This window comes from Streptomyces sp. bgisy159 (genome assembly GCF_965341775.1).
Lineage (GTDB): Bacteria > Actinomycetota > Actinomycetes > Streptomycetales > Streptomycetaceae > Streptomyces.
This window is the reverse complement of sequence record NZ_CBDQZH010000001.1, coordinates 232,298-244,333: the sequence shown is the minus strand read 5'-3', so window position 1 is coordinate 244,333 and position 12,036 is coordinate 232,298. Positions and strand designations below refer to the sequence as shown.

Here is a 12,036-nt window from a genome sequence, read left to right as displayed (position 1 = left end):
TCGCCGTGGCGCAGCGACAGGGTCGCTTGTGAACATCGCTTGTGAACGCGTTCACATTCACAAGCATTATGCAGCATAGACGTTCGACCGTTGAGGGGCGGGGGGTCCCCCTCGCGGTCCGAGAGGTCCTGCGGACATGCCCGAAAGGCCCGTGGCGACACCACCGCCACGGGCCCTGAGCTGCGGAGAAACCGTAAGAGGCCCTTACGGGGGAAGCGGGGAATGCGGGGAATCTCTCAGAGGCGGGCGCGGAAGGACCCCCTCAGAGGTCCTTGCGGAACGACTCCGCCGCCTTCAGGAAGATGTCGTTCGCCTCGGCCTCCCCGACCGTGACCCGCACACCCTCGCCCGCGAACGGCCGGATCACCACGCCGGCCTGCTCGCACGCGGCGGCGAAGTCCACCGTGCGCTCCCCCAGCCGCAGCCACACGAAGTTCGCCTGCGTCTCCGGCACCGTCCAGCCCTGCGCTCGCAGCGCGTCCACCACGCGGGTGCGCTCGCACACCAGGGAGCCGACCCGGCCCAGCAGCTCGTCCTCGGCACGCAGCGAGGCGACGGCCGCGTCCTGCGCGAGCTGGCTGACGCCGAACGGCACCGCCGTCTTGCGCAGCGCCGCCGCCACCGGCTCGTGCGCGATGGCGAAGCCCACCCGCAGACCGGCCAGGCCGTAGGCCTTGGAGAAGGTCCGCAGCACGCACACGTTGGGGCGCTCTCGGTAGATCTCCACCCCGTCCGGGACCTCGGGGTCGCGGATGAACTCCCGGTACGCCTCGTCCAGCACCACCAGCACATCGCCGGGCACCCGGTCCAGGAACCGCTCCAGCTCGGCCCGCTTCACCACGGTGCCGGTCGGGTTGTTCGGGTTGCAGACGAAGATCAGCCGGGTCCGGTCGGTGATCGCGTCCGCCATCGCGTCCAGGTCGTGCACCTCGCCGGAGGTCAGCGGCACGCGCACCGACGTGGCCCCGCTGATCTGGGTGATGATCGGGTACGCCTCGAAGGACCGCCAGGCGTAGATCACCTCGTCGCCGGGGCCGGAGGTGGCCTGCAGCAACTGCTGCGCGACACCGACCGAGCCGGTGCCGGTGGACAGGTGGGCCGGCGGGACGCCGAAGCGCTCCGACAGCTCGTCCATCAGGCCGGTGCAGGCCATGTCGGGGTAACGGTTGAACGCCGAGGCGGCGGCCGTCACGGTCTCCATCACGCCGGGCAGCGGCGGGTACGGGTTCTCGTTCGAGGACAGCTTGTAGGCCACGGCGCCGCCGGCCGCGGCGGGCTTGCCCGGCTTGTAGGTGGGAATCCCCGCCAGCTCGGCACGCAGCTTCGGGCTCGTCTCGCTCACCGCAGTCCTCCTCGCGACCATACCGGCTCACCGGCTTCAATACTGCTTACCTTATGAGGATTCGGCCCGGCTGCGTAGCGGTCGGTACCGAGCTCGTGGGTCACCCCCGGCACCGGGGCGCATCCGGGGCATCAGCGCAGGAAGCAAGACCAATCGTCGCCCACGCGGGGGCGCGTCGTACATATATCTACGCGCCGGTGGCTCGCGCCGTGGCGCGCATCCCTCGTGCAGGTGAGTTGAGACCTCTTCGAGACATCGGCTTCTTGGCAGGCTCATGCGCGCCGACAAGTCAGGTAGAGGCATTGAAACGGTTAACTGACTTCGTTTCTAACGCAGTTGACCGAAGATGACCTTGCAGAAACGTGCCTGTCAACGCGTGCATATGCGTCCGCCCTACCCCACCTGATGAGCCCTACTATCGGCTCGCCATGACAGCAGCAGGGAAGCACCAGGTGAGCCGCGCGGAAACCTCACGCCGAGGCAGCCGGCCGGGCCGGGCGGGCATCAGGGACGTTGCCGCCGCCGCCGGAGTCTCCATCACAACCGTCTCCGATGCCCTGAACGGCAAGGGCAGGCTCCCCGATGCCACCCGACGCCATGTGCGCGAGGTCGCCGACCGGCTGGGCTACCGGCCCTCCGCGGCGGCCCGCACGCTCCGTACCGGCAAGTCGGGGCTCATCGGTCTGACCGTGACCACGTACGGGGATGAACCTTTCACCTTCACGGAGTTCGCGTACTTCGCGGAGATGGCGCGCGCCGCCACCTCCGCCGCGCTCGCCCGCGGGTACGCGCTGGTCATCCTGCCCGCGACCTCCCGCCACGACGTGTGGTCGAACGTCGCGCTGGACGGAACCGTCGTGATCGACCCCTCCGACCAGGACCCGGTGGTCAGCGAACTCGTCCGGCAGGGTTTACCGGTCGTCTCCGACGGCCGGCCGGCGGGCACACTGCCGGTCACCGCGTGGGTCGACAACGACCACGAGGCCGCCGTCCTGGACATCCTCGACCACCTCGCCGACGCCGGCGCCCGCCGGATCGGGCTGCTGACCGGAACCTCGACGGACACGTACACCCACCTGTCCACCACCGCCTACCTGCGCTGGTGCGAGCGGGTCGGACAGGACCCCGTCTACGAGGCGTACCCCGCGCACGACCCCTGCGCCGGCGCCGTCGCCGCCGACCGGCTGCTGGCCCGGCCCGACCGGCCGGACGCGGTGTACGGCCTCTTCGACCCCAACGGCACGGACCTGCTCGCCGCCGCGCGCCGCTACGGGCTGCGGGTCCCGGAGGACCTGCTGCTGGTGTGCTGCAGCGAGTCGACCGTGTACGCCAGCACCGAGCCGCCGATCACCACGCTCTCGCTCAAGCCGCGACGTATCGGCACGGCCGTGATCCAGCTCCTCATCGACGCCATCGAGGGCGTGGAGTCGGACCGGCCCGTCGAACAGGTGATACCGACCGAACTGATCATCCGTACCTCGTCCCAGCGACGTCCACCGCGCACGACGGTGAGCGCGCCTCGGGGGCCTGAGGGGGTCGGGTAGGGGGCCGGGTCCGGGGCCGGGCCTGGGAACCGGGTCTGGGGTGTCGGGTCCTGCCGTCCGGGGCCGGTCGAGGGCCGGTCCTGTGGGCGAGGGCCGGGGCCGGGAGGCGAGGGCCGGGGCCGGAGCGGGTTCAGGGGTCGGGGGCCGGGGAGCGAGCCGGGGCGGTGGGGAGCCGGGCTCGTCCGGGGCCGACGCAACGCCCTCACCTGCTGCCCGGCCAGCGGGTGCCGGTTCCGGCACCGGCACCGGCACCTCGCCTGCCGCGGCTCGCTCGGAGTCGTCCTCAGGGGCGGCCGACACAGTACGCAAGGGCGGCCGGGTCGGCCCTCAGGGACGTACGACACTGTGGTCAAGGGCGGCCGGGCCGGTCCCCAGGGGCGTGCGAGGAGCGCTGGGCGAGGTCGGGCGGCGCACGCCGGCCGGGGCACAGCTCGGGCAATCGGGGCGAAAGCCACGCTGAACTGGAGCATCGCTCCGATTGACTACCCCTGGGTCATCACACGGCGCGATCCGCATTCCTATGATGGGCCCACGACACCGCGGGCCGCTGCGACCAGGCAGTCCGAAGCGGTGCAGCTGCGGCGCGATGGTGGAGGGGTCTGATGACTCAGGGGGCCGGTCAGGGGCCGGAAGTGGAGCGAACGGCGACGCTGCGTGACTTCCGGGTGCCCGCGTACGTCCACGAGACCGGTCCGTACGGCGACACCGCCCATCCCGGAGACGTCGTACCGCCCCCGGACGAGAGCGTGGAGCACCCGGAGGGGTACACCCCCACACAGCGCGATCTGCCCGTCATCAATCGGGGTGACACGCTGCAGGTGCCCGTCGACCCCGCCGCCGCCCAGGCCCCCGCGGCCCCGGCACCCGGCAACGTCCCCGGACCGCTGTTCGTCGTCGGCGACGTCCACGGCTATCTGGACGAGCTCGTGACCGCCCTCCAGGAACAGGGTCTGATCGACGCGGACGGTCACTGGTGCGCCGGGAACAGCCGCCTGTGGTTCCTCGGCGACTTCACCGACCGCGGCCCGGACGGCATCGGTGTCATCGACCTCGTGATGCGCCTGTCGGCGGAGGCCGCCGCGGCCGGCGGCTACTGCAAGGCACTCATGGGCAACCACGAGTTGCTCCTGCTCGGCGCCAAACGGTTCGGCGACACCCCCGTCAACTCCGGAGCCGGCACCGCCACCTTCCAGGCGGCCTGGCTCCTCAACGGTGGCCAGAAGTCCGACATGGACCGGCTCCAGGACCACCACCTGCAGTGGATGGCCCGCCTCGACGCCGTCGAGGCGGTCGACGGTTATCTGCTCGTCCACTCCGACACCACCGCGTATCTCGACTACGGCGACTCGATCGAGGCGGTCAACGACACCGTCCGCGAGACCCTCACCCGCAACGACGCCGACGAATGCTGGGACCTGTTCCGCAAGTTCACCAAGCGCTTCTCCTTCCGCGACGAGGGTGGCGCCGACGCCGTGCGCTCCCTGCTCGATACGTACGGCGGCACCCGCATCGTTCACGGCCACAGCCCGATCCCCTATCTGCTCGGCGAAGTCGGCTCCGAGGACGGCGAGGACGGCACCGGACCCGTCGTCGAGGGACCGCACGTCTACGCCGACGGGCTCGCCATCGCGATGGACGGCGGCGTGACCATGGCCGGAAAGCTGCTGGTCCGCCCCCTGCCGCTGGACGTCTGACCGTTCGCCGATCCGCACCGAACGCCCGTACTCCGGCGCTGTCGTGGCCGGGTCCGGCGGGCGGCCGGTACGGCCAATTTCGGCAAACCCCCTGTCACCGCGCGGTGTCACCGCTCTACCATCGGCTTATCCGTAGCAGGCTCCCCTCCGTTTCTGCCCGACGGCTCGTTGGCATGCGAGCCCCAAGCCCTACGGAGCATCGGGGGATGCACATGAACAGCGTTCCGCAGCACCTGCACAACGAGGACCGCCCGGAGTACGAGCGGCTCCTCGACGAGGCGCTGCGCTCCGCACCACACCATCCGGAACCGGCCGCCGGAGGCCGGCGGCTCAACCCCGAGCAACTGCGCACCATGGCGCTCAACGCCACCGCCCTCATAGCGGCGGCCGCGGCGACCGAGTACCAGCACTACGTCAAGCTCCGCGAGGAACTGCGCCAGCCGACGCCGGCCCGCACGCCCACCACCGCCTCCGCCGCCCACGACGCCGGCCGGGGAGAACCGGGCGGAGGCACGATCGGACTGGCCGCCACCATGGGAGACGCCGCCGAGGCGGCGGGTGCGGGCGCCGTCGCGGTCGCCGCCGTGCTGACCCCGGTACTCGCCGGGACCGCCGCGGTGATCTTCCTGCTCGTCGGGTACGTCCTGCGGATGCTCGACCCCCGGCCGGCCGTCGCGGACACCCTGCTCACGGCGGGCTGGGCGTTCGGCGCGATCACGGCGGTCGCGATCCTCGTCGCCACCGTGGGCCTGCTGCTCACCGCCCTGCGCAACCGGCCGTCGCTGGAAGCGGAGTCGTACCGCGCGCTGAGCGCGGAGGTCGACCGGGCGCGGGATGCCTGGCGCGAAGCCCTGCTGACACGCGGCGTCCTGCCCTTCCTGCGCGAGGCACTCGCCGACCCGGACACGGCGGCTGCCCTGCCCCACCTCGGACCGCCGGCCTCCACCGGCCGCCTCCCGAAGATCGGTTACGACCGTCCCGGCTTCTCCAGCCCTGACGACGGCTCCACCCGGAGCTCCCGCCCGCGCTTCAGCAGCCCCGACTACACGAGTCCGGAGTTCGGCGGGCCGGAGAACCAACCGGAGTGACGGCGCCGAGGACGGGCCCCGCCCTCCTGCTCCGGAGCGTGCCCTACGGCGTGCGCGCACCGACGCCGGTTTCTGTGCCCGCTCCGGCTCCCGCCGGTTCGGGCCCAGCACCGGCCGACCCGCTCTTCCCGCGTGCCGCGTCGCTCGCGGCGCGGACGAACGCCCGGACGCGTTCCGTCGCGTTGCCCGGGGCCCAGATGAGCCCCCGTTCGATCGGTGGTGCGTCCCGTACCGGCACGTAGACGATGTCGGGCCGGGGGTAGTACCGGCGGCTGTGCTCACCGACCGGCAGGACGCCCCGGCCCAGCGCGACGAGCGTGAGCATCTCGGAGAACGACCCGCCCACCGGCCCCTTGGGCACCGGTCTGCCCGACGGAGTGCGGTCGGGCGTACGGTCCCGCTTGAACCCCTCGGAAGTGACGGCCGGGTACTGCACCACCGGGTGGTCCGCAAGCACTTCGAGTGACACCGATTCGGCACCGGCCAGCGGGTGGCCTGCCGCGACGGCCAGCACCCGCGCCTCCCGCAGCAGCGCGGGCCCACAGGCCATCCCGTCGAACGGATACGAGGCGAGCAGCAGGTCGACCGAACCGTCCACCAGGCTCGCGCGCGAGTTGGACAGGTGCACCTCCCGTATGTCGACCCGGCAGTCGGGGTGCCGCTCGCCGAACAGGGCGACGGCCGCAAGCAGGGCCGGCGCCGTCCACTCACCGAGGAACGCGACCCGCAGTTCGCCGGTGATCCCGCGGCTGGCGTCGGCGGCCCGGGTCACCGCCTCCTGCATGGCCGTGACCAGGGGTGCCAGGTCGTCGGCCAGCCGTCGTCCGACCGGGGTGATCCGAACAGTACGACTGGTGCGTTCGAACAATGGTCCCCCGACCCTGCGCTCCAGCTTTCTGATCACCTGACTGACCCGCCCGGTCGTCAACCGCAGCCGCTCGGCGGTGCGGCCGAAGTGCAGTTCCTCTGCGAGCGTCAGGAAGATCTCGATCTCGCCTCGTTCCCACACGGCTTTGCTCTCATCCCCCGTCTCTGGTCCGGCCCGCCGAGGATCCGGCGTTCAACCCGGCGTTGCACCCGGCCCTTCGGCCTTCGGCGTTGAATCCGGCTCAACGACCGCGCTCGGATTCCGCCTTGATGGTGCCCTGCCCACAGACGATCGTGGAAGGCGTCCACCCCGTGACGACCACCTCCCGAAAGGCGGCCCTCCCATGCGTGTGAAGGCTTTCGACCACCTGGTCCTCAACGTCGCCGACGTCGAACGCGCCCTGGCCTTCTACACCGGCCCACTCGGCCTGGAGCCGGTCCGGGTGGCCGAGTGGCGGGCCGGCAAGGCACCCTTCCCGTCGGTCCGGATCACCGCGGAGACCATCATCGACCTGGTCAGCCGGCCCCGCGGCGAGTCCAACGTCGACCACATCTGTCTCACCGTGGACCCCGTGGACTGGGACGAGGTCATCGCCTCCGGCACCTTCGACGTCGTCGAGGGCCCCGGCCCCCGCTTCGGCGCTCGCGGCACCGCCACCTCCCTCTACGTCCGCGACCCCGACGCCAACATCATCGAACTGCGCTGGTACCCCCAGGACGCGACCTCCTGACGCCACCCACGCCCCTCCGGAACCGGGGCCCCGCCGCGGCCCCGGCCCGGCCCGGGGACGGCGGCACCCCGGACCGGAGACCCGCGGCGCGATGCGCCCCGCGGCGGAGGTCAGTCCGCGATCGGCAGGTACACCCGGTTACCGGCGGCCGCGAACTCCTTCGACTTCTGAGCCATCCCCGCCTCGACCTCACTCCGGCTGCCACCATGCTCGCGGCGGATGTCCTGGGAGATCTTCATCGAACAGAACTTGGGCCCGCACATCGAGCAGAAGTGGGCCGTCTTGGCGGGTTCGGCCGGCAGCGTCTCGTCATGGAACTCCCGTGCTGTGTCCGGGTCGAGGGCCAGGTTGAACTGGTCCTCCCAGCGGAACTCGAACCGGGCGTCGGACAGCGCGTCGTCCCACTCCTGCGCACCCGGGTGCCCCTTGGCGAGATCGGCCGCGTGGGCGGCGATCTTGTAGGTGATGACACCGGTCTTGACGTCGTCCCGGTTGGGCAGGCCCAGGTGCTCCTTGGGCGTGACGTAGCAGAGCATGGCCGTACCCCACCAGGCGATCATCGCCGCACCGATCCCGGAGGTGATGTGGTCGTAGGCCGGTGCGACGTCCGTCGTCAGCGGGCCGAGCGTATAGAACGGAGCCTCATCACAGATCTCCTGCTGAAGGTCGATGTTCTCCTTGATCTTGTGCATCGGGACGTGTCCCGGCCCCTCGATCATGGTCTGTACGTTGAAACGCTTGGCGATCCGGTTGAGTTCCCCGAGCGTGCGCAACTCCGCGAACTGCGCCTCGTCGTTGGCGTCCGCGATGGACCCCGGCCGCAGGCCGTCGCCCAGCGAGTACGTGACGTCGTAGGCGGCGAGGATCTCGCACAGTTCCTCGAAGTTCTCGTAGAGGAAGCTCTCCTTGTGGTGCGCCAGGCACCAGGCCGCCATGATCGATCCGCCACGCGAGACGATGCCCGTCTTGCGGTTGGCCGTCAGCGGTACGTACGGCAGACGCACGCCCGCGTGGACCGTCATGTAGTCCACGCCCTGCTCGGCCTGCTCGATGACCGTGTCCTTGTAGATCTCCCAGGTCAGCTCCTCGGCGCGGCCGTCGACCTTCTCCAGCGCCTGGTAGAGCGGCACCGTGCCGATGGGCACGGGAGAGTTGCGCAGCACCCACTCGCGGGTGGTGTGGATGTTGCGTCCGGTGGACAGGTCCATGACGGTGTCGGCACCCCAGCGGGTCGCCCAGGTCATCTTCTCGACCTCCTCCTCGATGGAGGACGTCACCGCCGAGTTGCCGATGTTCGCGTTGACCTTCACCAGGAACCGCTTACCGATGATCATCGGCTCGATCTCCGGGTGGTTGACGTTCGCGGGCAACACCGCCCGGCCCGCCGCGATCTCCTCGCGCACCACCTCGGGAGAAACGTTCTCCCTGATGGCTGCGAACTCCATCTCCGGAGTGATCTCGCCCCGACGCGCGTACGCCAGCTGCGTGACCGCGGCTCCGTCCCGGCCGCGGCGCGGCAGCCGGGGCCGACCAGGGAACACCGCGTCGAGGTTGCGCAGCCCGCCACGCGGCGAGGTGTGCTTGATCCCGTCGTCCTCCGGACGGACGGGGCGGCCCGCGTACTCCTCGGTGTCGCCGCGGGCGATGATCCAGTTTTCCCGCAGCGGCGCCAGCCCCCTGCGGACGTCTGTCTCGACGAGTGGATCGGTGTACGGGCCCGATGTGTCGTACAGCGTGACCGACTGCCCGTTGGTGAGATGCACCTGACGGACCGGCACTCGAAGGTCGGGGCGTCCGCCCTCGACGTACGCCTTGTGCCAGCCGATGGACTTCCCGGCCTCCTGGGACGTCTCGTCCTGAACGGAGGCAGGCGTGCGTGCGTCCTTGTTGGTCATGAGACCTACTCCCTACGCCGGCATTACCCGGTAACAGGTTCGGCGGTCGACGCAGCGTTCGCCGTCTGCCGATGTTCCACGTGAAACATCGCGAAGACGGAGGTCAGCGCCCTCTCAGCCCGGTGCTCCGAGCTCCCGCGTGTGCAAAGGTGCCTCCACGCTAGCGTCATTTGTGGCGCGGTGAACAGTGGGCCTCTGCCGTTCTTGCGATGATCGGTCGGTGACCACGACACACCGCCCCCCGTACCCGCCCCCCGAACCGCCCCGCGAACCGGCCGGCGGGACCAGCGGCGGCACCCCCGCCAACCCTGGCCCCCGTCTCGGTTTCGGGGACGGGCACGACTTCTCCGGCGGACAGGGTCCCGCTCCGGCCGGTGCGGAAAACGGGGGCCGCGGGGGCCACGGCGGTCGCGGGGGCCACGGCGGCGGCAATGGTGGCCCCGGTGGGTGTGACGGTCCGGGCGGGTATGACGACCACGCAGGTCACGACGGGCACGACGGGCACGGCGGGCACGGCGGGCACGGCGGGCACGGCGGGCACGGCGGGCACGGCGGGCACGGCGGGCACGGCGGGCACGGCGGGCACGGCGGGCACGGCGGGCACGGCGGGCACGGCGGGCACGGCGGCCATGAACAGCGGCCCGGTGGGCCCGCGTCCGTACTCGGCGACGGACCCGTCCGAGATCAAGCGCGGGGCCCGGGAGCCTCGCGCGGTTCGGGCCCGGGTCAGCGCTCTGGACCGGGGCACGGCTCTGGGCCCGGGCACGGATCCGACCCCGGCCACGGTCACTCGCACGGGCACAGCCACAGTCACGGACCGGCGGCTCCCGTCTCCCAACACCTGCGCAAGGTCATCGCCGCCGTTCTGATCCCGTTCGCAGCTGTCGTGGCCATCGGCCTGGCGGTGCTGTGGCCCGGCGGCGCCCCGGCGCACGAGCGGACCGGCGTCGGCTTCGACCGCCAGACGCAGCACGCCACGGTGACCGAGGTCGTCAAGCTGAGCTGCCAGGACGTCAACGGCTCTGCGGGCACTCCGACCGGGGACACCTCCACGGCCGAGGGCTCCTCCGCGCAGCAGCAGGCGAGCGGCGCGTGCAAGAAGGCGACGATTCGGGTCGATACCGGCAAGGACAAGGGCCGTACCTTCACCGAGATCGTGCAGCCGGACCAGTCCCGCCAGTTGCACGAGGGCCAGAAGGTCGTGGTCGCCTACGAGCCCGCCGCGCCCAAGGACCTGCAGTACTCCGTTGCCGACATCAACCGCCGCCTGCCGCTGGCGTTGCTGGCCGGGATCTTCGCGCTCGCCGTCGTGGTCGTCGGGCGGTTGCGGGGTGTGATGGCGCTGGTCTCACTGGCCATCAGCTTCCTGGTGCTGAACTTCTTCATCCTCCCCGCGATCCTGCAGGGCTCCAACCCGCTGGTCGTGGCGGTCGTGGGGGCGAGCGTCATCATGCTGATCGCCCTCTATCTCTGTCACGGTCTGTCGGCCCGTACGTCCGTGGCCGTGCTCGGCACGCTGGTCTCGCTGCTGCTGATCGGTGTGCTCGGTTCCCTGTTCAACGGCTGGGCCGCCCTGACCGGCAACACCGACGACAACACCGGTCTGATCCACGGCCTTTACCCGTCGATCGACATGAGCGGTCTGCTGCTCGCGGGCATCATCATCGGGTCGCTCGGTGTCCTCGACGACGTGACGGTGACACAGACCTCGGCGGTCTGGGAGCTGCACGAGGCGAACCCGGCGCTGGGCCGGCGCGGGCTGTACCGGGCGGGCATCCGTATCGGCCGGGACCACATCGCGTCGGTGGTGAACACGCTGGTTCTGGCCTACGCGGGCGCCGCGCTGCCGCTCCTCCTGCTGTTCTCGATCGCGCAGAGCAGTGTGGGGACGGTCGCCAACAGCGAGCTGGTGGCGGAGGAGATCGTGCGGACTCTGGTGGGGTCGATCGGTCTGGTCGCGTCGGTGCCGGTGACCACGGCGCTGGCCGCCCTCGTCGTCTCTGCCGACCGCCCGGAACAGCGCCCGGCGGCCGGGGCGCCGGTCATGGTGGGCGACGGTGCGGCCCCGCTCCGGGGCGGGCGCGGGCGCCGGCGCAAGCGCTGACGACGGGCGGCGCTCCAGTCTCGGGGCGGGGCGGGGGCGGGGGCCGGGCGGTCCCGCACCCCCCTCGTCCGCCGCACCCCCTCGTCCGCCGTACCGCCGTCCTGTCGTCCACCCGTCCGGGGCGTCCAGGCCGTCCGGTTCCGGTTCCGTTCGCGCCGGAAGCGCCGAGGAGAAGCGTTCCTGCGCCTCCTCACCTCTACGGAAGCGTTCCGCCTGGTCCGTCTGCCGGGATGCCTCAGCCGGCGTTCTGCTCCTCTGCCAGGATCCGGCCCAGCGCCTCGTCGAGATGGGTGTCGAAGTCGGCGAGCGCGTTCTCCTGGCCGAGCGGCACCAACTTGTCGGTGCGGTCGAGGAACCCCACGAGGGGCGCCACCGACGCGCGGAACAGCGCCTGGTCGATGCCCACCTGAAGGCGGATCAGCACCTCACCGAGCAGGTCGGCGTCCACGGGCGAGATCCGGACATCGCCCTCGCCACACGGCCGACCCACCCCGTCGATCAACAGTTCCCGCGCGAAGGCCCAGGTCACCGGCGCGTCCCCGGGCAGATGGAAGGTGAGCCGCACCGCATAGGGATCCGTGGCCTCGTAGTACAGCTCCACCGGGATGCGGAACGAGAGCTCCTCGGAGACGAGGAAGCTCATCATGACCTCTGCCTGTACCGCTTGTACGGACTCGCGCATCGCGTATCGCCTTACCCCGTCATGTGTTGTCCACTGGCCGGGAATCTACCCCTGACACCCAGGCATCTTGCTGAACGTGCACGACAGAT

The 12,036-nt window shown here is 70.9% G+C and carries 10 protein-coding genes; 6 read left to right on the top strand and 4 right to left on the bottom strand.

The window, feature by feature from the left end; all coding sequences use genetic code 11:
- Positions 1 to 262: 262 nt before the first annotated feature.
- Complete coding sequence (hisC, locus tag ACSLTV_RS01150; RefSeq protein WP_432136594.1) at positions 263 to 1,342, bottom strand: histidinol-phosphate transaminase; 1,080 nt, start codon at positions 1,340 to 1,342, stop codon at positions 263 to 265.
- Positions 1,343 to 1,770: 428 nt separating this feature from the next.
- Here hisC and ACSLTV_RS01145 point away from each other — a divergent pair, with 428 nt between their 5' ends.
- The 3 genes from ACSLTV_RS01145 to ACSLTV_RS01135 all read left to right on the top strand — a co-directional run bounded on the left by ACSLTV_RS01145 (position 1,771) and on the right by ACSLTV_RS01135 (position 5,668).
- Positions 1,771 to 2,886 (top strand): LacI family DNA-binding transcriptional regulator, encoded by a 1,116-nt coding sequence (locus ACSLTV_RS01145; protein WP_432136593.1) that lies wholly within the window; start codon positions 1,771 to 1,773, stop codon positions 2,884 to 2,886.
- A gap of 602 nt (positions 2,887 to 3,488) precedes the next feature.
- The gene (locus tag ACSLTV_RS01140) at positions 3,489 to 4,580 is read left to right on the top strand and encodes a metallophosphoesterase (protein ID WP_432136592.1); all 1,092 of its coding nucleotides are present in this window, start codon (positions 3,489 to 3,491) and stop codon (positions 4,578 to 4,580) included.
- A gap of 206 nt (positions 4,581 to 4,786) precedes the next feature.
- On the top strand, positions 4,787 to 5,668 hold the full coding sequence (locus tag ACSLTV_RS01135) for a hypothetical protein (protein ID WP_432136591.1): 882 nt from the start codon (positions 4,787 to 4,789) through the stop codon (positions 5,666 to 5,668).
- A 43-nt stretch (positions 5,669 to 5,711) separates the two neighbouring features.
- Here ACSLTV_RS01135 and ACSLTV_RS01130 read toward each other — a convergent pair whose 3' ends face one another.
- Positions 5,712 to 6,677, bottom strand: a complete 966-nt coding sequence (locus ACSLTV_RS01130) for a LysR family transcriptional regulator (RefSeq protein WP_435611460.1) — start codon at positions 6,675 to 6,677, stop codon at positions 5,712 to 5,714.
- A gap of 202 nt (positions 6,678 to 6,879) precedes the next feature.
- On the opposite strand from ACSLTV_RS01130, the gene ACSLTV_RS01125 reads away from it, so the two are divergent.
- Entirely contained in the window at positions 6,880 to 7,266 is a 387-nt protein-coding gene (locus ACSLTV_RS01125; RefSeq protein ID WP_432136589.1) for a VOC family protein, read from the top strand.
- 110 nt (positions 7,267 to 7,376) lie between these two features.
- On the opposite strand, the gene thiC is transcribed toward ACSLTV_RS01125, so the two are convergent.
- Positions 7,377 to 9,161, bottom strand: coding sequence for a phosphomethylpyrimidine synthase ThiC (thiC, locus tag ACSLTV_RS01120; RefSeq protein ID WP_435611459.1), 1,785 nt, complete (start codon positions 9,159 to 9,161; stop codon positions 7,377 to 7,379).
- A gap of 467 nt (positions 9,162 to 9,628) precedes the next feature.
- Between thiC and ACSLTV_RS01115 the strand changes: the two genes are divergently transcribed.
- Complete coding sequence (locus ACSLTV_RS01115) at positions 9,629 to 10,030, top strand: hypothetical protein (RefSeq protein WP_435611458.1); 402 nt, start codon at positions 9,629 to 9,631, stop codon at positions 10,028 to 10,030.
- A gap of 17 nt (positions 10,031 to 10,047) precedes the next feature.
- Positions 10,048 to 11,265 carry a YibE/F family protein gene (locus tag ACSLTV_RS01110; protein ID WP_435611457.1) on the top strand — a complete coding sequence of 406 codons (1,218 nt, stop codon included), beginning with the start codon at positions 10,048 to 10,050 and terminating at the stop codon, positions 11,263 to 11,265.
- 235 nt (positions 11,266 to 11,500) lie between these two features.
- Here the strand turns inward: ACSLTV_RS01110 and ACSLTV_RS01105 are convergent, their stop codons facing one another.
- Positions 11,501 to 11,947, bottom strand: a complete 447-nt coding sequence (locus ACSLTV_RS01105; protein ID WP_432136586.1) for an SsgA family sporulation/cell division regulator — start codon at positions 11,945 to 11,947, stop codon at positions 11,501 to 11,503.
- Between the last annotated feature and the right edge of the window lie 89 nt (positions 11,948 to 12,036).